Raw genomic sequence first — 23,320 nt, forward strand, 5'->3', positions numbered from 1 at the left:
CGTCGCATTGTTCAAGCCCAAAGTGGACCGGGAATCTAAGCTCGTTGCCAGTAAACGCGACGAGGCGTGGCACCACGCGTCGTCCCCCACGGAGCTTGCACCGACATGAGAATTCTCCCTCGCCATCGACGCCTAGCCTGGATGGCTGCGGGCGGCCTGGCCATGGCGGCCGTGGTCGCCTGGGTCTTCACGCTTCGATCCGCGATAGCGCCGATAGAGCGTCCGGCGAATGCGGTATTTCCCGAGGTGCAGATATTGCTTGGGGCCTCGCTCGCTGCGGTTGGGGACTGCGTCGTGTGTCACACGGCCGAGCGTGGAAAACCCTTCGCCGGCGGAAGGGCGCTCGCTACGCCATTCGGCACGCTCTATGCCACCAACATCACGCCCGATGTGGGCACCGGCATCGGAAGCTGGTCGGTCGAGGCCTTTCAACGCGCCATGCGCGAGGGAGTGAGGCGCGACGGCGAACATCTGTATCCGGCATTGCCCTACGAGCACTTCACGAAGACGCGCACCGCCGACCTGGAGGCCCTTTACGCATTTCTCATGACGCGTGAGGCCGTCGCTTCGCGCCCGCCGCCGAACGAACTCATTCCGCCGCTTGGCTTCAGACCCTTGCTGGCTGGCTGGAAGCTCCTGTTTCTCCGTCGAGCACCTTTCGTGCCGGATACCTCGAAGAGCGCCGAATGGAACCGCGGCGGCTACCTGGTCCAGAGTCTCGGGCATTGCGGTGGCTGTCATACACCGCGCAATGCGCTCGGAGCGGAAGAAGCCGGCCTTGCGTTGACCGGCGGCAGCGCCGAGGGATGGCGCGCGCCGCCGCTGGATGGCAGCAACCCGTGGGCAGCGCGCTGGAATGTCGATTCTCTCTATCGCTACCTGCGCACTGGTGCGGATCCTCGGCATGGCATGGCGAACGGGCCGATGGGCCCGGTATCGCATGCGCTGGACAGCGCATCGGAAAACGACGTGAAAGCCATGGCGATCTACATCGATGCCGCGATGCATCCTGCGGGCGCCACGCCGCCTGGGGTGTCGCCTGCGGCCGAGGCACGGGCCGATCGCACGGCCTCCGCGGCGCGCGAACAGCCCCTCGGCGCCGTCCTCTTCGCGGGCGCTTGTGCAGGATGCCACGCCGAGGGGTCGCCCATGTCGAGGGAAGGGCGAGCGCCGCTGTCGCTCGTCACATCCGTCCATGCGGGCGATTCGCGCAACACGGTGATGGCCATCTTGCAGGGTCTGCGCACCCCCACCCCCGAACAGCGGCCCTTCATGCCCGGATTCTCCGATGCGCTGAGCGATGTGCAGGTCGCAGTGCTCGCGGCTTATGTGCGCGCCCGATTCACCGATCGACCGCCGTGGCAGGACCTGGAACGCAGCGTGGCGACGGCCCGCAAGGAAGGTGCATCGCCATGACACTCCAGCTTCAAGTCAACGGCACGCGCCGCGCGATCGAGAGCGATCCGTCGACGCCGCTGCTGTACGTGCTGCGCAACGACCTGGCGCTGAATGGCGCCAAGTATGGCTGCGGGCTCGGGCAGTGCGGCGCCTGCACGGTGCAGGTCGATGGCCGCGCCGTCTTCTCGTGCGTGACGCCCATCGCCGCGCTTGAGGGGCGAGCCATCCGCACCATCGAGGGGCTCGCCAAGGCGGGGCAGCCGGGCGTTCTGCAACAGGCATTCGAACTGGAGCAGGCGGCCCAATGCGGCTACTGCATCGCCGGCATGGTGATGCGTGCGCAGGCGCTGCTTGACAGGAACCCGCGGCCCAGCGACGACGAAATCCGTGCCCACATGCAGCCGAACCTGTGTCGCTGCGGGACGCACATGCGCATCTTGAGGGCGATTCGTCGCGCCGCCGAGATGCTGAGCGCCAGTGCTGCGACTGGAAAGGGGGCCCCGTGAGTGCACCAGAGGACCTTCCGTTGCGGCGCCGCTCACTGCTCGCCGCTGGCGCTCTTGTCGTCGGTTTCTCCCTGATGCAAAGGGCGCGGTCGCAGCTCGCCGGCGGCGGCGAAGGCGGCGCCGCACCGGAGGTGATTGCGCCCGATCTGGCGGGCGATCTGAAGCGCATCCCGCTGCTCGACGCCTGGATCCGCATCGACTCGGAGGGATTGATCACTGTGTTCACGGGAAAGGCCGAGCTCGGGCAGGGCATTCGAACGGCGCTCATCCAGGTGGCCGCCGAGGAGCTGGACGTGATGCCCTCGCAGATCGCGCTGGTGACCGCCGACACCGCACGAACCCCGGACGAAGGACTGACCGCCGGCAGCCATTCGATGCAGGACAGCGGCACGGCGATCCAGAACGCCTCGGCGAACGTCCGCATGCTGCTGACGCGCGAAGCGGCCACGCAGTGGGGCGTTGCCGAGGCGTCCGTACAGACGACCGGCGACGGCCGGCTGCGGTCCGGCGACGGGCGTTCCGCGGGCTATGGGGAAGTCGCGGCGCGGTTGTCGATGCATGTGTCGGCGCTGGCGAATGTGCCGCTGCGCGACCCGGCCCGATTCCGGACGATGGGCAAGTCACTGCCACGCGTCGACATTCCCGCCAAGCTGAGCGGCGGCGGCGCCTACGTGCACGATATGCGGCTGCCCGGCATGCTGCATGCCCGTGTGGTGCGCGGGCCCAGTCACGGCACGCGTCTGATGCAGGTCGATGCGGCCGCCCTGGCTCGCCTTCCCGCCGATGCCAAGGTGGTGCGGAACGCTGGCTTCATGGCGGTCGTTGCCGAGAGCGAATGGAGCGCCGTCGTCGCGATGCGTCAGCTGCAGGCAGGCCGTTTCATGCGCACCGCGCCGCCGTTAGCGCTCGCGACGGTGACGCAGACTCTCAAAAGTCTGCCGTCGCGCGACATTGTCATCCTCGACACGAGCGACCGCACCGGGCCGGCGACACGCAGCATCAGGGCGAGCTATGTGCGGCCTTGGCTTCACCATGGCTCGATCGGCCCGTCCTGCGCGATGGCGTTGTTCGAGGACGGCGTCATGACTGTGTGGAGCCACAGCCAGGGGATTTTCGATGTCCGGCGCGTTGTGGCGGAGCTTCTCGATCTGCCGCTGGACAAGGTGCATGCGATTCACGCCGAGGGTTCCGGCTGTTATGGACAGAATGGCGCTGACGACGCCGCCGCCGACGCCGCCCTCGTCGCACGCGCAGTACCGGGCCGGCCGATCCGGCTCCAGTGGATGCGCGAACAGGAGCAGGGCTGGGAACCGCTGGGTCCCGGCATGCTCACGGAACTGGAAGCATCGCTCGATGCGGACAACCGCATCGTTGCATGGCGCCATGATGTCTGGAGCAACCCCCACAACAACCGCCCGGTGGGCGCGGGCGGCGTGACTGCGGGCCAGGAAGTGAGCCCGCCGTTCCCGGTGCCGGAAGGCAAGCCGATTCCGATGCCCGAAGGCGATGGCAGCCGGAATTCGAATCCGCTCTATGCGCTGCCCAACATGAAGGTCAACTACCACTTCATCAAGGACATGCCGCTTCGTGTGTCCGCGTTGCGCTCGCTGGGCGCGCACCTCAATGTGTTCTCGATCGAATGCATGTTCGACGAACTGGCCAAGGCGGCCGGCGTGGATCCGCTGGCGTTGCGGCTCGCCCACATGAGGGACGAGCGTGCGCGCACCGTGATGCAGACCGTCGCAGAGCGCTTCGGCTGGTCGAAGCGGCCGCGCGGCGGCGCATTGCGAGGCTGCGGCATGGCATTCGCCCGCTACAAGAACATCGGTGCGTACTGCGCCATCGCGATGGAGATCGAGGTCGAGCGGGAAACCGGCCGCATCGCGGTGCCGCGCGTGGTCGCGGCAGTGGACAGCGGGCAGGCCGTGAATCCCGATGGAATTCGCAACCAGATCGAGGGCGCGATCGTTCAATCGCTCAGCTGGACCACGGCCGAGCAAGCGACCTTCGACGCGACGCACAGGACCAGCTTCGACTGGAGCGCCTATCCTATCCACAGGTTCTCCGACGTGCCCCATTCGATCGAGGTGCACATCGTCGACCGGCCTGGACTGCCTTTCCTGGGCACGGCAGAAGCCGGTCAGGGACCTGCCGCCGCGGCGCTTGCGAACGCACTGGCGGATGCCACCGGCCAGCGCCTGCGCGAGATGCCGCTGAATCCGCAACGCGTCAGGCTCATGCTCGGCGCATCCCCTGGAAGCGCCTCATGAAGACGAATATTCCTGGCCATATGGCTCAACTGGCGCTCATCGCGGCCGGGACGGCAGTGCGCATCGTTTCCAGGAATCGCCGCAGCTTGGCCGGATAGAAGCGCGCGTGCGGATAGGTCAGATACACCGGGAGCGGCGACGCCTGCCAATCGGGCACGAGCTGAACCAGTCTGCCTTGCGCAAGGTCTTCGACAAACAGCCAACTGGAGCCAACGCAGACGCCCAGGCCCAGCAACGCGGCACTGCGCAACGCATAGAGGCTGTCGGTGCTCATGCGTGGCCTGATCGGCAGACGGAGAGCCTCGCCACTCGGAGCATGCGTCAGCAGGATGTCCGTCCGGTAGTACGTGCGAAGAGCGAGCCAGGGCAGCTCGGCCAGCATCGCGGCGTGGGTGGGCGTTGCCTTTCCTGCGATCACCGAAGGGGCCGCGACGGCAATGCGCGGCACCTCGGACAGCTTTTGCGCAACGACCGACGGATCGCTGACTTCACCGACATGAATCGCGCAATCGATGCCTTCCGCCACAAAGTCCGGCCGACGGTCGTGCAGCAGCCATTCCACCGACACCCCGGGATGGTTGCGCAGGTAATCGGCCAGCGGGCCGACCAGCAACTCCTGCCCGAACGCGTGCGGCGCCACGACGCGCAGGGTGCCTTCGGGCTCGTTTTCCACCCCACGCAGATCCGCATCGAAGGCCTGCCAGTTCGCAAGGATCTCCTTGGCGCGCTCGAAGCAGCGTTCGCCGTCCTCGGTGAGCTTCATGGCGTGCGTGGAGCGGCGCAGGAGCCGAAGGCCCAGGAAACGCTCGAGAACCTGGAGCCGGCGGCTCACGGTGGGCTGCGTCGCGCCCATCTGCGCCGCAGCCGCAGACAGGCTTCCCGCCTCCACGATATGCACGAAGGTCTGCAACAACTCCAGGCGATCGGCGTTGCCGGGCGTATTCGACAGGGGTCGTGCAGATGACATGGCGTTTTGGCTTTATGCGTGGAGCGTATATCCATTTTGCGCGTCACGCTACTTCCGCCGCAATGGCCTGAGGATCACACTTCGCGCTCGTTGTGATTTCTAGGGTTAACACCATGTCTCATATTCAATCCGCGTATTCGACCCAGGCGTCCGATGGCGCTTCGCCGAGCGTTCCGGCCGCACCGACCTTGAGGACGCCACTCATCCTGTTGCTGGCGGGTGGCGCCGGCCTGGCGGTGGCATCGCTCTACTACAGCCAGCCCATGCTTGGCGTTCTCGGGCCTGAAATCGGCGCTTCCGCCCGCTCGGTCGGGCTGGTTCCGACGCTGACGCAGCTCGGCTACGCCATGGGCATCTTGTTCCTGGCGCCCCTCGGCGATCGGTACGACCGGCGCCGCATCATCCTCGCCAAGGCTGCGGTCTTGTGCGCGGCGCTGTTGCTCGCCGCCGCCGCACCTTCGATTGCAACCCTCCTTGTCGCCAGTCTGGTCATCGGTCTGTCCGCCACCATGGCGCAAGACATCGTTCCTGCCGCTGCAACCCTCGCGCCCGAAACCCATCGGGGCAAGGTGGTGGGCACGGTGATGACGGGCTTGCTGCTCGGCATCTTGCTGTCGCGCGTTGTGAGCGGCTTCGTCGCGGAGCATTGGGGCTGGCGAGCCATGTTCATCGCCGCCGCCGCAAGCATCGCCCTCATCGGCGCCTTGGCATGGCGCAACCTGCCGCGCTTCAAGGCGACGACCCACCTGTCGTATGGCGCGCTGCTGGGGTCGCTCGCCAAGCTGTGGAAGCGACATGGGTCGCTGCGGCGCGCCACATGGTCGCAGGGGCTGCTCTCCGTTGGCTTCAGCGCCTTCTGGTCGACCCTGGCAGTCATGCTGCATGGCGAGCCCTTCCACCTCGGTGCGGCAGCGGCGGGGGCCTTCGGTCTTGCCGGCGCGGCCGGGGCGCTCATTGCACCGATTGCCGGTCGCCTGGCGGATCGCAGCGGTCCCGAACTCGTGGCGCGGCTCGGTGCGGGACTGGTCGTCGTCTCGTTCAGTGCCATGGCGCTCGCGCCGTTCATGAAGCCGAGTGCGCAGCTCTGGCTGCTGGTTGCCAGCGCCATCGGGTTCGATCTTGGCATCCAGGCCGCGCTGATTGCGCATCAGACCATCGTCTACAGCATCGATCCCGGCGCACGCAGCAGGCTCAATGCGGTGCTGTTCACGGGCATGTTCATCGGTATGGCCGCAGGTTCTGCCATCGGAGCGCTGCTACTCGCTCAATGGGGCTGGATGGCGGTCACGGCACTCTCTGCTGCTTCGGCGCTTGGTGCACTCGCGCTTCGCATCTGGCCGCGTGCCGCTTGAGCCGGACAGCTTGGGCCCGAGCCTCAAGGTGCTGCCCGAGCCGGCCAGGATCAGGCCGGCGCTGCGGGATTCCCGCTCCAGCGCGAAGCCGCCGGAATGCTCTCGCCCTTCATCACCAGCGTCAGGGCCCCAAGCTGCGCCCCGTCGTTCACCGTCGCGCCGTAGAGCACGATGCTGCGCGGCCCGATGCTCACCTGCTTGCCGATGTTCACTTGATGGATCTTCATGACCCGGTCCTCGAACAGGTGGGTCTGGGGACAGCATTGCGCGTTGAGTTCGCTGTAGTCGCCGATGTGGACGCAATCGAATTCGGTGAGGTCGGTGGTGTCCAGGTACACGCCGCGGCCGATGTGCGCGCCCAGCAGATTGAAGGCGATCGGCAGCCAGGGCGTGCCCCGCAGATAGTGCATGAAGTTGGGCACCGCGATGCCCTCGTACAGGTTCGTCGCTGCCTCGGAGAGCCAGACGAAGGGCGTCCACATCGGCACGGCGAGCGGGCGGTAGCGGCGCAGGAAGATCCACTTGAAGAGCGCCACGAACACGAAGGTCGAGAGGCCGAAGAGCAGGCCGTCGACGGTCAGGTCCCAGGCCACCGCGCCCCACTGCTCGGCGGCCGCCGAGGGCATCACCGCCAGCACGATGCTGTAGCCCGCGGCGATCACCATCGCGTGCGGAGCGACGATGCGGAAAGCCTCGACCACGGCACGCCCCAGCCGGCGCATCGGCGATGGATTGAAGGTCAGCGACGCGGGGTGGCCGGTCACGGTTTCTCGCGCCGGCAGCCGCACGGCGGGTGAGCCGACCCAGGTGTCTCCGCTGCGCAGCGCCGCCGGATCGGGCGCCCGCCCGAGCACGCCGATCAGCACGTTCTCGGGCAAGGTGGTGCCATCGGGAAGGTAGGCGCCGTTGCCGACGAAGCTGCGACGCGAAATGACGGTGGGCCGCATCGTCATCCAGCCGCCATCGATCTCTTCGTCGCCCAGGAGCACCGCATCGGCGATGAAGGTGTCGTCGCCGAGCGTGAGCATGTCGGGCACCACGCCGAGCGCGGTCGAAATCTCTGCGTTGCGGCCTACCTTGGCCCCCAGCAACCGGTACCACATGGGCGCGAACAGCGTGGCGTAGACGCCATGCAGCACTTGCAGGCTCGATTCCTGGATCTGGTTGACCAGCCATTTGCCGCAGTAGACATTGCTGTGCACGGGCCAGCTTCCGCTCTTGAGCCGCGGCAGCACGCTCCAGCGGATGCCCGCGGAGATCAGGGCCGTGAGCACGATCATCACCGCGCCCGCAGGCAGCGCCAGCACGAAATACTTGAACAGCTGCAGCACGGGGACGCTGGTTTCGAGCCAGGGGAACCGTTCGGTGTCGTCCAGCACATCGATCAGCATGAAGGTCGGGAAGACCGGCAGGAAGAACAGCGCCGCGACCAGCATGGCGCCGCAGAAGAAGAACAGGCCTTCGCCGGCGAGCCGGCGTTTGCTGACCGGCGGGCGCGGCCGCAGCGAGGCGGCGTCGAAGGCCCCCGTGTCGCGCGCCGGCGAGCCGCTCCAGATGCGCCCGGCCGGCACCGTCTCGCCGTCGCTGAGTGCAGACTGGCCGTCGAGATGGCCCCAGTTCCCGACCCGCGTGTTGCCTTCCAGTACGGCATAGGAACCGATATGGGCCTCGGCGCCGATCTCGATGGGACCGATGAGCAACTCGCCGCGCTGCACGCGCACGTTCTCGAAGTTGACCGCGTTGCCGATGCTGGCGCCGTCACCGACCGTCAGCAGATCGGGTGCGCGCAGCTTGATCGAACCGATGCTCGCGTTCCTGCCGATGCGCGCGCCCAGCGCGCGCAGCCACCAGGCGTGCAGCGAGGAGCCGCTGATGAAGTAGGTGGGCGCCGCATCGACCAGCCGGTCGGCCAGCCACCAGCGGAAGTAGGTGAAGCCCCACAGCGGATAGCGGCCAGGCGCCAGTCGGCCTGCGATCAGCCATTTGCCGGCGATCGCCAGCACGAACTCGAGCAGTGTCGCCGCCAGAAACACAACCATCGACATGGCGATCGCACGAAGGATCGAATCCCCTGCGCCGCCGGTGTAGAAGTGGTAGGTAAAGAACGGCGCCAGCCACTGCATCATGCGGATGGCCACCAGTGCCGGGATCGCCGCGGCCTGCGCGACCCCACAGCGCCAGCGGCGCCACGCCGATGGCGGTGTCCAATCGGGCACGGGCGTCGTCTCCCGGCCGCCGCAGGCATCCAACGCGGCGGCGATGCCGCCCACGGTGCGGCGCTGATAGATGTCGCGCACCGTGATCCGGGCGAAGCGGGGGTCGGCACGCAGCAAGGATGCGAGCCGCGCCGCCCACAGCGAATGGCCGCCGAGTTCGTCGAAGAAGTCCGAAGTGCGCCGGATCGCGAGGCCGGGAAAGAGTCCGGCCAGCGCCGCGAACAACGCGATTTCGGCTGGCGTCTGCGGTGTATCCGACCCTTCGGACGGACCCTTCGCCTCGGCCAGCGGCCTCGACTTGAGCGTCTTGCGATCGATCTTCCCGGAACTCAGGCGCGGCATGTGCGGCAGCACCTCGAAGCGGCCGGGCACCATGTAGGGCGGCAGCCGCGCACCGAGCGCCGGGCGCAGAGCAGACGCCGACACGCCGGTGGAACTCTCGGCCACCAGAAAGGCAATCAACTGGTCGACACCCTCGACCTGGCGCAGCACCACGGCCGCAGTGCCGACACCAGGCTGCTGCGCCAGCACGGCCTCGATCTCGCCGAGTTCGACTCGAAAGCCGCGGATCTTGATCTGGTCGTCGGTGCGCCCGAGGCATAGCACGCGCCCGTCCTCGTCGATGCGCGCCAGATCGCCGGTGCGGTAGAGCCGATCGTCGTGCGTGCCGCTCGACCAGGGGTTGCGCAGGAATTTCTCGGCCGTCAGGTCGGGGCGCCCGAGGTAGCCCGACGCGACGCCAGGGCCGGCAATACACAGTTCGCCGACCTCGCCGCGCGGCAGCAGCCTGAGGCCGTGCTCGACATCGGGCGCGATGACCAGCAGCGCATAGTTGGGCAACGGCCGGCCGATGGTCACGGTCTCGCCCGCGCGCAGCTCGGCCATGCTGGCCGACACGGTCGCCTCGGTCGGGCCATAGCTGTTGAAGACCCGCCGGCCGGCGGCCGCCCAGCGCGCAACCAGTGACTCGGGGCACATTTCGCCGCCGAGGTTGATCAGGCGCAGCCCCGGCACATCGCGATCGAAAAGGGCCAGCAGCGTCGGCACCGCGTGCAGCACGCTGATGCGCTGCTCGATCAGGGCCTTCGGCAACGCTTCGGGGTCGGATGCGATGGCCTTCGGCGCGATCCACAGCGTCGCACCGACCAGGTAGCTGAGCCAGATCTCCTCGAACGACATGTCGAAGGCGATCGAGAAGCCCTGGTAGACGCGGTCATCCTGGCGCACGCCGAGCACGGCGTTTTCGCTGCGCAGGAAGTGGCAGATGCTGCGCTGGGTGATCGCGATGCCCTTGGGCTTGCCGGTGGAGCCCGAGGTGTAGATCACGTAGGCGGGGTGGTCGGGCAGCGCACCTTGACGACGCTGCAGCGCGGGGCCGCGGGCGTCATCGGCCAGCATCGCCTCTGCGCTCCAGAGGGGACGGCCGACCGCCGCCAGTCGGGGCGCAAGCGCTGCGCAACTCACGAGGCCGGCGGCATCGGCGTCGTCCAGGCACACAGCGATGCGTTCGACCGGCGTATCGGCATCGAGCGGGAGCCAGGCGGCGCCGGTCTTGGCGATGGCCAGCTGCATGATCAGAAGTTCGATGCCTCGCGGCAGCCACAGGCCCACGATGCGGCCGGGACGAACGCCGGCTTCGATCAGCTTCGACGCGGCCCGATCCGCCGCTGCACCCAGTTCTCCGTAGCTCAGCGTCCGCTCGCCGAAGATCAGCGCGGTCTGGGCGGGGATTCGCTCGGCGGTGGCCTCGAACAGGTCGGCGAGGATCTCGGGCCGAAGCAGGTCGGCCCGGTCGGGGCCGTGAACGATGTCGGGGGTGTCGGAGGGGGCGGTGGGGAGAAGGGAATCAGGGTTTGTGCGAAACATCGTCAATCCTGGAGTGCCAGCGCGGCCATGTGGCGGCTGGCGATCCAACCCCCTATTGTCCTACAGGCGGGGATGGGGGCAGGCAGGTGGCGCATGGCGAACGATCTCGATCGTTCAATCGCGAAGCTGGGAAGCTGGGAAGAGGCCCGGGCTATGCTCGCCTTCGCATGCTTTCCTTTTGTTCGCTGCGGCGGCTCTTCGCCCCACTCGTCGCTTCCGCGCTGATCCTGCTGGCACCGCACGGTGCATCCGCCAGCTCGGCCTGCCTGGACGCGGCCGCCCGGCCTGCGCCGCCGGCCCGCGCATTGGCCTTGGCCGCCGCGGCGCAACGAGAGCACCAGGCCTTCGGTGGCCAGACCATGGACGCCGAGGGCCGGCTCACCGAATCCGGGCTTTCGGAAGCCGAGGACGTCCGCGGCACGCTCCTGGCCAAGGCGCCATGGCAGCGGGTGCTCGGCTACTGGCAGGCGGTCGATCCGCAGCGCCGCCGCTTGCCCTACCTCGTTCGATTCGGCGCCCTGCGACCAGCCGATCGGACGCTGCTGAAGCAGGCGCTGAACCAGGCCACGGACGCGCATCTGCAAGGCCTTGGCGTGGGACCCGACCAGGGCCTGGCGTCGCACGAGCTGCGCGCCGTCGGGACCGCGATCGACCGGGTCGCCGTGATCGACACGCCCTGGTCCGCCGCCTTCGTGAGCTGGCTCGCGCGCGAGGCCGGGCTCGGCGCGGAGGAGTTCCTGTTTTCCGAAGCGCATGCCGACTACGCAGGCGCCGCGTGGCAGGCGGGCGTCGACGAAGCGGCAGGCCGGGCCACGCCCTACGCGATGCGCGCCTGCGACATCACGCGCACGCCGCCGCGTGTCGGCGACCTGGTGTGTCAGGCCCGCGGTGCCGGCGCCGGCCTGGACACCTTCGACAAGATCGGCGAGGCATTGGCCGGCCGCCGAGCCTGGGGGGCCGCATTGCCGATGCACTGCGACGTGGTCGTGGCCGTGGACACCTCGGGCTTCGACGCCGTGGGCGGCAATGTGCTGCAGTCCGTCACCCTGCGCCGGCTGGCCTTCGCCCCCGGCACGACGCTGCTGGATCCGAGCTATCTGCCCGCGGGCTGCAGCGCCGAACAGGCCGGCTGCGTCGACCGCCACATGAGCCGCCAGCCCTGGTCGCTGCTGCTGCAGTGGCGTTGAGCCAGGGTGAAATTTTGATTCAATGCGCGAGCGCCGCATCGAGCGGCGAGGTGTCCTCGGCGACGCTGTTGCCCAGCACCTCCTCGACCACCGCGCGCGACAGCGTCGGCGCGAAGCACTCGATGAAGGCGTAGACGTAGGCGCGCAGGTAGTTGCCGCGGCGCACCGCCAGCTTGGTCAGGTTGATGCCGAACAGGTGACCGGCGTCGATCGCGCTCAACTGCGTGTCGCGTTCGGTCTCGAAGGCGATGCCGGCGACGATGCCGACGCCCATTCCGAGTTCGACATAGGTCTTGATCACGTCGGCGTCCATCGCCGTGATGGCGAAATCGGGCTTGATCGCACGCTGGGCGAAGGCCTCGTCGATGCGGGTGCGGCCGGTGAAGCCGCTGTCGTACGTGACCAGCGGAAAGCGCGCCAGCCCTTCGATCGTGAGCGGGCCGTCGAGCAGCGGATGCCCGGGCGGCGCGATCACCGAGTGGGTCCAGCGGTAGCAGGGCAGGGCGACCAGCTGCGGGTAGTCGCCCAGTGCCTCGGTGGCGATGCCGACATCGGCTTCGCCCTCGAGCAGCATCTGCGCCACCTGCTTGGGCGAGCCCTGGCGCAGGTGCAACTGCACGTTGGGGAACTTGCCGCGGAACTCCTGCACCGCGACCGGCAGCGCGTAGCGTGCCTGCGAGTGGGTGGCCGCGATCGACAGCGAGCCGCTCTCCTGTGCGAGGAATTCCTGCCCCGCCTGGCGCAGGTTGTGGCTTTCGAGCAGCACGCGCTCGATGATCGGCAGCAGGTGATCGCCGGGCGCGGTGAGTCCGGTCAGGCGCTTGCCGGCGCGGGCGAACAGGGCGAGGCCGAGCTCGTCCTCGAGTTCGCGGATCTGCCGGCTGACGCCGGGCTGCGAGGTGTGAAGCGCATGGGCCGCTTCGGTCAGATTGAAACCGCATCGCACGGCCTCGCGCACGGAGCGCAGCTGTTGGAAATTCATGGGGAGCCAAACGGAAAGCCGTGCCAAGCTGCACGAGGTGGCCGATTCTGCGGGCGTGCCTTCCCAGGCCGAACTACCGATTCGTTGCTTCCAAATGAGCGAAACATCTGTAGCCCATTCCGGTTGCAATGAAGATCTTCTTGTTACATTTACCCCCCCGACCAGGAGATCGCACTTGCATCCGCTTCTTGAATGTTCCAGAGACTCGCGCAGCGCTGCGCCACGCACCTGTCTGAGTACCGTCCTGGTGCTGTCATCGGGGTGGGCCCTCCCTGCGCATGCCTCGTTTCTCGAGGGCGAAGCGCTCGACACGATGGCCGACGTCATGTCCTATGTCGTCCTGGGGCTGGTGCCGGTCCTCGTGATCGCGCTGTTCTGGCTCGTGCACGTGATGCCCGAGAAGATCGCGGAGAAGAACCATCACCCGCAGAAGGCCGCGATCCATACGCTCTGCCTGCTGTCGCTCGTCTTCGGTGGGCTGCTGTGGCCGATCGCGTGGCTCTGGGCCTATACGCGGCCCATCGGCTACAAGATGGCCTTCGGCACCGAGAAGCACGAGGACTTCTACATCGAGCATGGCGAGCGGGCCCACCGCGACGAGCTCGAACACGAGCACGTGGATCACCTTCATGACGAACTCAATACGCTGGAGCAGCGCGGCGGGCTGACGCCCGAACTCAAGCTGGTGCGCGAGCGCCTGCGGGCCGCGCAGCAACGCAGGGTCCAGGCTGCCGCAGTGCCCGAAGGGATCACCGCGTAATGGAAGCGATCCTGCTCGGCATCTATGCCTTCTTCGTCTGGCTGATCTTCTTCAAGTTCAAGTGGCTGCCCTGGAACAACATCGCGATGGTGATCGTGGTGACCATCCCGGTCGTCGCGATGTCGCTGTTGATCATGCTGCTCAACATCTACGCACCGTCGAGCGCCGACGTGCGGGTCTTCAAGTACGTGGTGAACATCGTGCCGCAGGTGAAGGGGCAGGTGATCGAGGTGGCGGTCGAGCCCAATCAACCGATCAAGCGCGGCGACGTGCTGTTCAGGATCGACCCGACGCCCTACCGGTTGCAGGTCAAGGCGCTGGAGGCCCAGCTGGCGAATGCACAGGGGGGGACGCGCAAGATGCGCGCGGAACTCGATGCCGCGACCTCGAAATCCGGCGCGGTGCGGGCGCAGCTCGAACTCGCGCGCAAGCGGGTCGAGCAGAACCGACAGCTGGTCGCGGCAGGCGCCGGCGATCGCTTCGCGCTCGAGCAGGCGCAAGCCAACGTGCTCGAACTGCAGGCGCAGCTCGCGGCGTCGATCGCCGGCGAGGCGCAGGTGCGCGCCAGCCTGTCGGCGACCGTCGACGACGACCAGGCCGAGATTGCGCAGATCAAGGCGCAGCTCGAGAGCGCCAGGTGGGAGCTCTCGCAGACCACCGTCGTCGCGCCCTCCGACGGCCAGGCGATCAACCTGCAGCTGAGGCCCGGCTCGATGACGACGGCGTTTCCGATCACGCCGGCGATGACTTTCGTCGAGAACAAGTACCAGGTCGTCGCGCTCTACCAGCAGAACGAGCTGCACCAGGTCGCGACCGGAGACGAAGCCGAGTTCTCGCTGAAGACCCGGCCCGGCCACATCTTCAAGGCCAAGGTCGAATCCATCATCTGGGCGCAGGCCCAGGGCCAGCAGGTGAACTCGACGCAGCTGCCGACGACCGGAACGGCCGCGATCCCGCCGGGCCGCTTCGGTGTCAGGTTCGAGGTCGACCCGAAGCACCAGAACGAGTTCTTCGCTGCGGGCGCGGTGGGCGAGGGGGCGATCTACACCGAGCACCTGGCGCTGATCCACATCATCCGCAAGATCATCCTGCGTGTCGGCGCGAAGCTCGACGTGCTGATCCTCAAGCTGCATTGAGTCGCGCATGAACACGCTCTCCCTGCGCATCTGGATGGCGCTCACGCTGGCGGGGCTCGGCGCCGCCGGCTGCGCGCTGAAGCCGCCGCCCGACAGCGCCACGCTCGCGAGCGAGTCGCTGCCGAACGCGCCGACGCCGGCCGCCTGGAAGGCCGGCGCGCTGCCGGGCAGCGTGCGCAACGGCTGGATCGCGGGCTTCGGCGATCCGGTGCTGAGCCGGCTGGTCGCCGAGGCGCTGGACTACAACAACGATCTGCGCGCATCGGCCGCGAGGGTCGAGTCGGCTGCGGCGGGCGTCAAGGCGGCCGGCGCCCAGGCACTGCCCGCCATCGACTTCATCGGCCGGCGCGGCGGCAAGCTCGGCGGCGACGGCTCGGGCCTCAACGGCGGGCTGATCTCGGCCTCGTGGGAAATCGATCTCTGGGGCCGTGTGCGCTCCGCCACGCGCGCGGCCGAAGAGCAGCATGCGTCGACCCAGGCCGACCTGACGGCGGCCCGGCAGTCGATCGCAGCGCTCGTCGCGAAGTCCTGGTTCCTTGCGACCGAGGCCTCGCTGCAACGCCAGCTGGCACGCCAGATGATCGATGCCGGCCGTCAATCGATCACGCTCGCCGATCAGCGCTGGCGCATCGGGGCGGCGAGCGAGTCCGACGTGGTCCTGGCCCAGGCGTCCCTGCAGACCTATCTCGACGCCGAACGTCAGCTCGATCTCGCCTACACGAAGTCGCTGCGTTCGCTCGAACTCCTGCTGGGCCGCTATCCGGCCGCCGAGCTCAAGACCATCGACGCGTGGCCGCGCATCGACCTGCCGGTCGAAGCGGGCCTGCCGTCCGAACTGCTCGAGCGGCGCCCGGACATCGTCGCCGCCGAGCGCCGCGTGGCGGCGGCCTTCGACCGCATGCAGGAGGCGCAGGCGGCCCGGCTGCCGCGCATTTCCCTGACGGCGGGGCTCTCCTCGATCACCAGCGAGATGTTCGTCCTGAAGGATCGCGACAACCCGAACGCGAGCATCGGTGCCGGGCTGGTCGCGCCGTTGTTCCATGGCGGTGCGCTGCAGGCGCAAGTGGAGGCGCGCAGCGCCGAGCAGAAGCAGGCCACCGCCGCCTGGGCGCAGACGGCGCTGAAGGCCTTCAACGAAGTCGAGACCGCCCTCTCGGAAGAGGCCACGCTGCGGCAACGAGAACCGATCCTCGACAGACAGGTGAAAGAGGCGCAAAGAGGACTCGAGATCGAGAACGCCCGCTATCGCGTCGGCTCGCGCGATCAGCGCACCGTGACGCAGCAGGAGATGGCCGTTTTCGCGGCGCGTTCCACCCTGCTGCGCGTGCAGGCCGAACGGCGCGTGCAGCGCGTCAATCTCCTGCTGGCGCTTGGCGGGGGATGGGGCCCGGAGGCCACGCCATGACAGGAGACCCAGCCATGCGACAAGCCATCGAACAGCTCCTGGGCATTGTGGAGGCCATGGTCGCGGATGGTCATCTTCACGACCTGGAGATCGAGTTCCTCAAGGTGTGGCTTGCCGAGCACACCGAGGTCGCGCAAGTGTGGCCTGGCCATGCGGTCAGCGGCGCCATCGAAACGGTCCTGGCGGACGGCCATGTGAGCGAGGACGAGCGCGCCTACCTGATGACCACGCTCAAGCAATTGGCTTCGGGGGAATTCGCTTTCGATGATCGGGACGGCGTGGCCGAATTCGCGCTTCCTTTGGACAACGCCATCGAGGTCACGCTGCGCGACTCGCTGGTCTGTCTGGCGGGCGAGTTCCTCCATGGAACAAAGGCAGCCTGCGAGCGACTTCTGGAACGCGCCGGCGGGTGGCCGGCAGCAGCCGTCAGCCGGAACGTCCGCTACCTCGTCATCGGGTCCAAGGTCTCGCCGAACTGGACGCAAACACCCCTTGGGCAGACGATCAAGGACGCGCTGGCTCTGCAGCAGGCAGGCCACGCCATCGCGATCATCTCGGAGCGACGCTGGCTCGAATGCTTCGCGGGGAGAGCGACACCCTGACCGGGGTCTCGCCGCGAACGCCCTTCGTTCCAAGGGCCACTGCTGACGATTCATGGACCACCCACCGATCTACCGACGGAACCCTGTATGACGATGCCTTTTCAACGCCTGCGAGAGGGACTTCGCTTGGCCCGATGGGGATTTGCGGCCTCCCTGCTGCTGCTCGGCGGATGCGCCACGCGTCCGCTCAATCCGCCGCTCGCCCAGGTCGACGCCAGCAGTGGCTACCGCTTCGAGACGCGCCAGGCGGAGGTCAAGGACAAGGATGCGCTGGTCATCCTTGCCTTCTCGGGCGGCGGCACGCGCGCCGCCGCGTTTTCGTACGGCGTCCTCGAGTATCTTCGGCGCACCGAGATCGTCACGCCGAAGGGAAAGGGCCGTCTGCTCGATCAGGTCGACATTATCACCGGCGTATCGGGCGGCAGCTTCACCGCGTTGGCCTACGGCCTCTACGGCGACAAGCTGTTCGACGACTACGAGCAGCGCTTTCTCAAACGCGACGTCCAGGGCGCGATCGTGTCCCGGTCGCTGAGCCCGGGCAACTGGGCCAGGCTGTCGTCGCAGGGGTGGGGGCGCTCCGAACTGGCGTCGGAGCTTTACGACGAGCTCCTCTTCAACAACGCCACCTTCGGTGACCTGAACCGCGGCAACGGGCCGCTGATCCTGGCATCGGCGACCGACATTTCGAGCGGCGCCCGCCTGGTCTTCCAGCAGGGCGTCTTCGACGTCCTGTGCTCGGACTTGAACGCCGTGCCGCTGTCGCGCGCGGCGGCGGCCTCTTCGGCGGTGCCGGTGGTGCTCTCGCCGATCACGCTCAACAACTACGGCGGCACCTGCAACATGGCCCAGCCTCCGTGGGTGAAGCGCTTCCTCGACACCGACAATCCACCGCGTCCGGCCGCACGGGCGATCCGCTCGCTCAGGTCGCTGAACGAGTTCGGCGACGGCGCCAGGCGACCCTACCTGCACCTGGTGGACGGTGGGGTTTCGGACAACGTCGGCATGCGCGGCGTGCTCGATGCGCTGGAGGTCCTGGAGGCGATGCAGGAAGCCGGCATGCCGACCAAGCTCGACAGCGCGAAACGGATCATCGTCTTCATTGTCAATTCGCTCTCCGTGCCGCCGACCCAATGGGACGCATCGGAGTCGCCGCCCGGTAACGTGCAGATCCTGCTCAAGTCGAGCGGCGTTCCGATCGATCGCTATTCGTTCGAGGCCGTCGAACTGCTGAAGGACATGGCGGCCCGGTGGAACACGATGCGCAAGATCCGGAATTCGGCGGCGATGGCGGACAACAAGGACCCGGCGTTGGCGGCAGCGATACGGGGGCCGGACGCCGAGATCTACGCGATCGACGTGTCGTTCCCCGCGCTGAAGGACAAGGCGGAACTGGATTACCTGAACCGGCAGCCGACCAGCTTCGTCTTGCCGGACGAGGCGGTCGATCGCCTGCGCACCGCGGCGGGCACGATCATCTCGGATTCACCCGAGTTCAAGCGGTTGCTGAAGGATGTGGGCGGTCGCCTGGTCGCGCAACCTTGATGCGTGGATGTGGGTGGGCGTGACCGACGAAGCCCCGCGTGCCGGTAGCCGGTGGTGTCCTTGCCGAAGATGGCTTGGGCGATCGCTTCAATGGATGACTTTTGAATGGCGCTGCGGAACAATCGCTTCGGCCCGACTTTCGCTGATGAGGAGATGACCCCATGCTCAAGTTCAAGAGTTCGTTCGCTGGCGCGCTGGCGGCCGCCGCATTGCTGCTCGGCGGCTGCACCACCACCGGCATGGGAGGCGGCGAGATCGTGCAGAAGGGCCAGCCCGACAAGCCGGTGCTGTTCTCGTGGAAGAGCACCGACGGCGGCATCACCGGCACCATGACCGCCACGCTGCCCAATGCCACCTACCAGGGCCCCTTCCTGCAGATCACTCAGCAGACCCGCAGCGAGGCCATGGACCCGATGTGGGGCGGCGGCTGGCCGGTGGGTTGGTCCGACTGGTCCTACTGGGGCTACGGCAGCGTCGCGGGGATGGGCGGCATGGGCATGATGCCGGGCTTCGACTCGGTCCAGTTCGCCACGGTCTACAGCGGCAAGGTGATCGCCAACCTGAAGAGCCCGCAGGGCGGCGTGATGCGCTGCCGGCTGCACATGCTGCGGCCCCAGCAGGGCATGTCGGGCGGCGGCACCGGCGAATGCCAGATCCAGGGTGGCGCCACGATCCAGGCCAGCTTCTGATCTCGGGCGCGAGGCCATCCGGCTTCGCCGATCGGGCGCTCGATCGTCCGGTATTGATCTACGTCATGGATGCACCGGGTCCGGGTGCCGGGTGCCGGGAATTGGACATAGTATGCCGATGCCATCTTTCGAAGGTGTACCGGATCCATGCGGCAGAAAAAGAACTACGGCGGCGAACTCAACTTCTACCTTTTGAAATGCCTGGTGGCGTTGGTCGATCACTCGCATGTGTCGCGCGCCGCGGACGCGTTGTCGGTCAGCCAGCCGGCCATGAGCCGCGCCATGAGCCAGCTGCGCGCGATCACGGGCGATCCCATTCTCGTGAAAGGCGGCAGCCGGCTCATTCCGACCGCCAAGGCGCTCCAGCTGCGCGAGTTCGCCGAGCGCATCCTCGGAGAGATGAGCGAACTGCTGGGCAACGCGGTCGCCTTCGACCCGTACCGTACGCGCTACCAGTTCCGGATGATCGCGACCGACTATCTGGAGTGTCTGTTCATGGACCGACTTGTCCAGCATCTCGGCAGCCGCTTCCCGGGGATCGCGATGTCGGTCCGGCATCCGGTCCATCCCTCGGAGTTCAGCAAGGTGCTGGAGTCCGGCGAAGTGGATTTCGCGGTCGGCATCCTGCCGAGCAACATGCGCGAGCTGCGCCACCGGCTGCTCTTTCGAGATCGCATCGTCGGCGTGGCGCGCGCGGGCCACCGGGCGATCGGCCGGGCGCTGTCACCGGCGGCGTTCGCCGCGCTCGACCACCTGGTGATCATGCCGAACACCACCCACACCTTCGGCGAGGCGGTCGACGTTGCGCTCGAGGCCCAGGGCCTGGAGCGCAACCGCCGCTTCGTCACGCCGAACTACATCACCGCTTCGCATCTGTTGGAGAAAACGGACATGGTGGCGCTTCTGCCCCTGTCGCTGGCGTCGCGTTTTCGCGATCGCTTCGGGCTCGCCGAACTGGCGCTGCCGATGGACGTGCCGGAGTTCGAGGTCCACATCTCCTGGCACGATCGCACCCACCGTCACAGCGCCCACATCTGGTTTCGCGACCAGGTGATGCAAAGCCTCGACCCGAGCCGGCAGGGGACCGACATGTTACTCACAGACACTTTTATTCGATAAGTGCATAGAGCACATCCCTGCGCAGCATGGACAAGGCGCCGTGGACTCTCAATACTTGAGCTTTGCCGTTGATTCGGCCCGCAAGGATCCCGAGGATCGGCGCGACCGGACTTCGGACGCATGTATTGGTAGCTCCTCCTTTATGTCACGAACGATACGATCCGTTGATGACCTCGCCCAACTTCCCGACGCCGAAATGCTGGCCTGCCTCGGCGCCCTGCGAACCGCCATCCATGAGGCCAAGCGCCAGCACGCGTCTGCGCTGCGCGAGCAGCTGATCCCGCCGGGCTCGCCGTTCAGCTTTCCATCGTTCGACTGGCGCCCCCGGGGTGCCCAGCGCTTCAGCATGCCCGACCAGCTCAGTCGCGAGACGCCGATCGATGAGATCTCGATGCGCGTGGGCGCCCGGGAGGCCCTCAAGAACCTCAGCATCTTCTGCATCGACGACCTCTCCGCGATCAGCGAAGAGGACTTGCTGAAAGAGGAGGCGATCGGTGCCAAGACCGTGGGCCGTCTGCGCGAAGCGCTGGCCCGCGTGGGCCTCGACTTTCTGCCGAATGCCACCGCGCTGCAGGGCCAGCGCCGCGGCGCCGAGTGGGCACCGTCGACCGGGGTCGGCTTCAGGAAGTCCGAAGAGGCCGCGAAGCCACGGTTCGTCGAGGTCCGAGAGCGGCTGAGTGAACAAGCGCGCCAGGCGCGCGACTTGAGCGAGAGCATGGACTGGATGGGTCTGTATGCCTACCCCTCGCAGCTGATGAAGCTCAAGCCTGGCGACGTCGGTATCTTTGTCTGTCCGCCAGCGTGGAGGGGGCGGCTGGGCACGGTCTGCGGCGTCTGGGTCAAGGGGCGCACCGACTGGGCGTCCGGCTTTCCGCCCGGCACGCCTTGGAAGGAAGTGTTCTGGACCGAGGCGCACATCGATGGCCTGAAAGTGGTGCGCGCGCCTCTGCCCGGCCAGTCCGGCAGCGATGAGCCCAGGCAATTCGTGTTCGCACCCCGTGTCGCCGCGTCGACCTCCGAACCGGGCGTGGCCAAGCTCGACCAGGTGGTTTCGCGCTGGCGCGGCCTGTACGGCGCGGGTTCGCGCATGGACCCGGCCATTCACGGCCGGGCGATGTCCGACTGACACCGTGCCGTCCGGTGGCCGGGGCGATCGGCGTGCCCCGGCCTCTGGCCTCCCGGAAGTCCGTTGAAGCCCCGGGACACGCCCAATGATCTGATGCGCTTTGTTGCTTTTCAAGGTATCAAAATGCATCCGCTTCTTGGATCGCCGAAGGGGCGACGTCTCCATCGGTCGGCGGCAAGCGCCACACGCTGCGCGACGTTTGTCACGATCACGCGATGAGATGGGGTCGGCCGAGGGTCTTCACCAGATGAGGCGATGAGTGCGGACTTACTCTGGGAGAGGAAGGTCGTTAAGCTACCACTCCCGAATGGACGACGAATTCAACTCATGACTCAAACCTATTCCCAACTCCAGAACAAGATCGCGAAGCTCCAAAAGGCTGCCGACGCGCTGCGGCAGAAGGAAGTGGCGGGCGTCGTTTCGCGCATCAAGGTCGCCATCGAACACTATGGCTTGACGGCTCGGCAACTCGGCTTGGCCGACGGACCCGCGCCGGGCCAGGCCGTGACCAGGGCCAAGCCGTCCAAGAAGGCGAGGCAATTCGGCAAGCCTGCGGCCGCCACGAAGCACAAGTACAGCAACGGCAATGGGCAGTCCTGGTCTGGACGCGGCCCGCGTCCGCGTTGGCTGCGCGAGGCGATCGCTGGCGGCCGGGCTCTCGACGAGTTCCTCGCGACGCCCGGCGCACCCGCCAAAGTGATCGGCGCGGCGGCGAAGACCAAGACCGCCAAGCGCCGGCCGTCGACGGTGCTGTATCGCGATGGTGCCGGGAACTCATGGACCGGCCGCGGCCCGCGACCGCGCTGGATGAAGGAGGCCATCGCCGGCGGCAAGACGCTGGATGAGCTGATGAGCTGAAGAGCGCCTGGCTACTTCGCCGGCGCGCCGCGCTCGGCCGTGTCGCGGCGGACAATCTCCGTCACCAGCGCCTGGAACTGCCTCGCGAGGACCATCCGCACGATCACGGTGCCGATCACCGGCGGCACCGGGAACGCCGGCGTCAGGCCGCCCGCATAGGACAGCCGCACCAGGCCCGACGGCAGCGAGTCGACCGCATAGCGGCCCTCCATGGCCCGGAGGTTGCCGCTCACGGCATGCGCGACGATCCGCCGCTGAGGTGTCTCGAGCACCTCCAGCCGCACCTCGATCGGCTGGCTGAAGAACAGGAAGGACAAATCCCCGGCCAGGTCGACCTGCAGCTTGTCGCCGTCGCGCCGCACCACCTTCGAGCTGCGCATGAACGGGATGAATTCGGCGAGATGGTCGTAGTCCGAAATCACCGCCCACACCGTGCGCGGGTCGACCTCCAGGTCCGCCGAAGCCGTCACTGCGATGAAGCCCCCCCGGTTCTCGGCAGCGATGTCGAGCTGCTGCGCCATCGCCTCGGCGTGCGCGCCCGGCATCCCGAGCAGGAGCAGGGCCAGGGCCAGGAGGATGGCGATCGTCCGGCCTGGCATGGCGGTCAATCCAGATCACCCGGCAGCACGGTACGGCGCGACCGGATCCTGAAGCGCAGGCTCAACCGGTCCTGAACCTGCACCGCGCCGCCGAGGATGGAAAACGGCACGATGCCGAAGTCCGACTGGTTGAACTCGAACGAGCCACCGACTGCCATCGTGTCGGGTCCGGCCTCGACCCGTGCCGGGACCACGAAGGTGCGCGTCACGCCGCGCAGCGTGATCGTGACATTCAGGCCCACGCCGGTGGCTGTGCGGTCGCCGCTGGCGACGCGGATCAGGGCGTAGGGAAACCTCTGCGTCTCGAGCACCTTGTCGAGCATGTTGGCGCGCGTGCCGGCGATGTCGGATGCGCTTGGCTGGGTGTCCAGGCCCGCCTCGGCGCGAAGCAGCGGCTCGTCGACCACGAGCTCCGCCAGCGGCACGAAAAGATCGGCGCGGCCGGCGTCCGGCGCGATCCATCCCTGAACCGCATGGCTGGCCACCACGTGATCGTGGCCGAGGTGCCCGAGCGATCCTCCGCGTCGCACCGTGATCACGACCAGCGATTGCGCGGCGTCCACGCGATGGACCGAACGTCCCTGTGCCGCGGCCTCCTCGTAGGCCTTGCGAAGAGACATCTCGGGCGCCAGGGCTGTCGCGGAATCCGGCTCCCGCACCGGCTCGCGGCCCTGCTGCGCGCACCCGGCCACCACCAGCGCGAGCAGAACGGCGCACTGCACCGCGTGCAGCCGGGTCAC

The 23,320-nt window shown here is 67.4% G+C and carries 19 protein-coding genes; 14 read left to right on the forward strand and 5 right to left on the reverse strand.

What is annotated here, in order from left to right; all coding sequences use genetic code 11:
• The first annotated feature begins 141 nt into the window (after nt 1-141).
• The 3 genes from AC1D2O_RS22955 to AC1D2O_RS22965 are packed head-to-tail and all read left to right on the forward strand — an operon-like array spanning nt 142 to nt 4,174.
• Nucleotides 142-1,416, forward strand: a complete 1,275-nt coding sequence (locus tag AC1D2O_RS22955; RefSeq protein ID WP_478157956.1) for a c-type cytochrome — start codon at nt 142-144, stop codon at nt 1,414-1,416.
• Complete coding sequence (locus AC1D2O_RS22960; protein ID WP_478157957.1) at nt 1,413-1,904, forward strand: (2Fe-2S)-binding protein; 492 nt, start codon at nt 1,413-1,415, stop codon at nt 1,902-1,904. Before AC1D2O_RS22955 ends, AC1D2O_RS22960 begins: the two co-directional genes overlap by 4 nt.
• Complete coding sequence (locus tag AC1D2O_RS22965; RefSeq protein WP_478157972.1) at nt 1,901-4,174, forward strand: xanthine dehydrogenase family protein molybdopterin-binding subunit; 2,274 nt, start codon at nt 1,901-1,903, stop codon at nt 4,172-4,174. The genes AC1D2O_RS22960 and AC1D2O_RS22965 overlap by 4 nt, the downstream gene beginning before the upstream one ends.
• 25 nt (nt 4,175-4,199) lie before the next feature.
• Here the strand turns inward: AC1D2O_RS22965 and AC1D2O_RS22970 are convergent, their stop codons facing one another.
• Nucleotides 4,200-5,141 (reverse strand): LysR family transcriptional regulator, encoded by a 942-nt coding sequence (locus AC1D2O_RS22970; protein ID WP_478089694.1) that lies wholly within the window; start codon nt 5,139-5,141, stop codon nt 4,200-4,202.
• Between the two features lie 113 nt (nt 5,142-5,254).
• Between AC1D2O_RS22970 and AC1D2O_RS22975 the strand changes: the two genes are divergently transcribed.
• Nucleotides 5,255-6,493: an MFS transporter gene (locus tag AC1D2O_RS22975; RefSeq protein ID WP_478089698.1), complete on the forward strand. Its 1,239-nt coding sequence runs from the start codon at nt 5,255-5,257 to the stop codon at nt 6,491-6,493.
• Between the two features lie 50 nt (nt 6,494-6,543).
• Here the strand turns inward: AC1D2O_RS22975 and AC1D2O_RS22980 are convergent, their stop codons facing one another.
• Nucleotides 6,544-10,575 (reverse strand): Pls/PosA family non-ribosomal peptide synthetase, encoded by a 4,032-nt coding sequence (locus AC1D2O_RS22980; RefSeq protein ID WP_478089695.1) that lies wholly within the window; start codon nt 10,573-10,575, stop codon nt 6,544-6,546.
• Nucleotides 10,576-10,742: 167 nt separating this feature from the next.
• Here AC1D2O_RS22980 and AC1D2O_RS22985 point away from each other — a divergent pair, with 167 nt between their 5' ends.
• Entirely contained in the window at nt 10,743-11,762 is a 1,020-nt protein-coding gene (locus AC1D2O_RS22985; protein WP_478157958.1) for a DUF2272 domain-containing protein, read from the forward strand.
• 19 nt (nt 11,763-11,781) lie between these two features.
• Here the strand turns inward: AC1D2O_RS22985 and AC1D2O_RS22990 are convergent, their stop codons facing one another.
• A complete protein-coding gene (locus AC1D2O_RS22990) occupies nt 11,782-12,744 on the reverse strand; it encodes a CysB family HTH-type transcriptional regulator (protein ID WP_478085751.1) in 963 nt (320 codons plus the stop codon).
• Nucleotides 12,745-13,057: 313 nt separating this feature from the next.
• On the opposite strand from AC1D2O_RS22990, the gene AC1D2O_RS22995 reads away from it, so the two are divergent.
• From AC1D2O_RS22995 to AC1D2O_RS23035, 9 genes are all read left to right on the forward strand, one after another.
• Nucleotides 13,058-13,504: a DUF3302 domain-containing protein gene (locus AC1D2O_RS22995; RefSeq protein WP_478085752.1), complete on the forward strand. Its 447-nt coding sequence runs from the start codon at nt 13,058-13,060 to the stop codon at nt 13,502-13,504.
• Entirely contained in the window at nt 13,504-14,640 is a 1,137-nt protein-coding gene (locus AC1D2O_RS23000) for an HlyD family secretion protein (protein WP_478085754.1), read from the forward strand. The genes AC1D2O_RS22995 and AC1D2O_RS23000 overlap by 1 nt, the downstream gene beginning before the upstream one ends.
• 7 nt (nt 14,641-14,647) lie before the next feature.
• Nucleotides 14,648-16,045 carry a TolC family protein gene (locus AC1D2O_RS23005; RefSeq protein WP_478085755.1) on the forward strand — a complete coding sequence of 466 codons (1,398 nt, stop codon included), beginning with the start codon at nt 14,648-14,650 and terminating at the stop codon, nt 16,043-16,045.
• 14 nt (nt 16,046-16,059) lie between these two features.
• Complete coding sequence (locus AC1D2O_RS23010) at nt 16,060-16,647, forward strand: BRCT domain-containing protein (protein ID WP_478085756.1); 588 nt, start codon at nt 16,060-16,062, stop codon at nt 16,645-16,647.
• Nucleotides 16,648-16,773: 126 nt separating this feature from the next.
• On the forward strand, nt 16,774-18,189 hold the full coding sequence (locus tag AC1D2O_RS23015) for a patatin-like phospholipase family protein (protein WP_478085758.1): 1,416 nt from the start codon (nt 16,774-16,776) through the stop codon (nt 18,187-18,189).
• A gap of 161 nt (nt 18,190-18,350) precedes the next feature.
• Nucleotides 18,351-18,878 (forward strand): hypothetical protein, encoded by a 528-nt coding sequence (locus AC1D2O_RS23020; RefSeq protein WP_478085759.1) that lies wholly within the window; start codon nt 18,351-18,353, stop codon nt 18,876-18,878.
• Nucleotides 18,879-19,025: 147 nt separating this feature from the next.
• Entirely contained in the window at nt 19,026-19,997 is a 972-nt protein-coding gene (locus AC1D2O_RS23025; protein WP_478085761.1) for a LysR family transcriptional regulator, read from the forward strand.
• A gap of 196 nt (nt 19,998-20,193) precedes the next feature.
• Complete coding sequence (locus tag AC1D2O_RS23030) at nt 20,194-21,123, forward strand: DNA-directed RNA polymerase subunit alpha C-terminal domain-containing protein (RefSeq protein ID WP_478157959.1); 930 nt, start codon at nt 20,194-20,196, stop codon at nt 21,121-21,123.
• A 327-nt stretch (nt 21,124-21,450) separates the two neighbouring features.
• Nucleotides 21,451-21,981, forward strand: coding sequence for an H-NS family nucleoid-associated regulatory protein (locus AC1D2O_RS23035; RefSeq protein WP_478157960.1), 531 nt, complete (start codon nt 21,451-21,453; stop codon nt 21,979-21,981).
• An 11-nt stretch (nt 21,982-21,992) separates the two neighbouring features.
• Here AC1D2O_RS23035 and AC1D2O_RS23040 read toward each other — a convergent pair whose 3' ends face one another.
• Together AC1D2O_RS23040 and AC1D2O_RS23045 are read right to left on the reverse strand one after the other, a co-directional pair.
• Nucleotides 21,993-22,580, reverse strand: coding sequence for an SRPBCC family protein (locus tag AC1D2O_RS23040; protein ID WP_478085766.1), 588 nt, complete (start codon nt 22,578-22,580; stop codon nt 21,993-21,995).
• Nucleotides 22,581-22,585: 5 nt separating this feature from the next.
• Entirely contained in the window at nt 22,586-23,320 is a 735-nt protein-coding gene (locus AC1D2O_RS23045; RefSeq protein WP_478085767.1) for a YceI family protein, read from the reverse strand.

This window comes from Variovorax sp. P1_G12 (genome assembly GCF_056405555.1).

Coding starts and splice junctions, on each gene's coding strand:
- AC1D2O_RS23000 (WP_478085754.1), top strand. CDS start 13,504: ATGGAAGCGATCCTGCTCGGCATCTATGCCTTCTTCGTCTGGCTGATC.
- AC1D2O_RS23035 (WP_478157960.1), top strand. CDS start 21,451: ATGACTCAAACCTATTCCCAACTCCAGAACAAGATCGCGAAGCTCCAA.
- AC1D2O_RS23040 (WP_478085766.1), bottom strand. CDS start 22,580: ATGCCAGGCCGGACGATCGCCATCCTCCTGGCCCTGGCCCTGCTCCTG.
- AC1D2O_RS23030 (WP_478157959.1), top strand. CDS start 20,194: ATGCTGGCCTGCCTCGGCGCCCTGCGAACCGCCATCCATGAGGCCAAG.
- AC1D2O_RS22980 (WP_478089695.1), bottom strand. CDS start 10,575: ATGTTTCGCACAAACCCTGATTCCCTTCTCCCCACCGCCCCCTCCGAC.
- AC1D2O_RS23025 (WP_478085761.1), top strand. CDS start 19,026: ATGCGGCAGAAAAAGAACTACGGCGGCGAACTCAACTTCTACCTTTTG.
- AC1D2O_RS22985 (WP_478157958.1), top strand. CDS start 10,743: ATGCTTTCCTTTTGTTCGCTGCGGCGGCTCTTCGCCCCACTCGTCGCT.
- AC1D2O_RS22995 (WP_478085752.1), top strand. CDS start 13,058: ATGGCCGACGTCATGTCCTATGTCGTCCTGGGGCTGGTGCCGGTCCTC.
- AC1D2O_RS22970 (WP_478089694.1), bottom strand. CDS start 5,141: ATGTCATCTGCACGACCCCTGTCGAATACGCCCGGCAACGCCGATCGC.
- AC1D2O_RS23020 (WP_478085759.1), top strand. CDS start 18,351: ATGCTCAAGTTCAAGAGTTCGTTCGCTGGCGCGCTGGCGGCCGCCGCA.
- AC1D2O_RS22960 (WP_478157957.1), top strand. CDS start 1,413: ATGACACTCCAGCTTCAAGTCAACGGCACGCGCCGCGCGATCGAGAGC.
- AC1D2O_RS22990 (WP_478085751.1), bottom strand. CDS start 12,744: ATGAATTTCCAACAGCTGCGCTCCGTGCGCGAGGCCGTGCGATGCGGT.
- AC1D2O_RS23010 (WP_478085756.1), top strand. CDS start 16,060: ATGCGACAAGCCATCGAACAGCTCCTGGGCATTGTGGAGGCCATGGTC.
- AC1D2O_RS22975 (WP_478089698.1), top strand. CDS start 5,255: ATGTCTCATATTCAATCCGCGTATTCGACCCAGGCGTCCGATGGCGCT.
- AC1D2O_RS23005 (WP_478085755.1), top strand. CDS start 14,648: ATGAACACGCTCTCCCTGCGCATCTGGATGGCGCTCACGCTGGCGGGG.
- AC1D2O_RS22955 (WP_478157956.1), top strand. CDS start 142: ATGGCTGCGGGCGGCCTGGCCATGGCGGCCGTGGTCGCCTGGGTCTTC.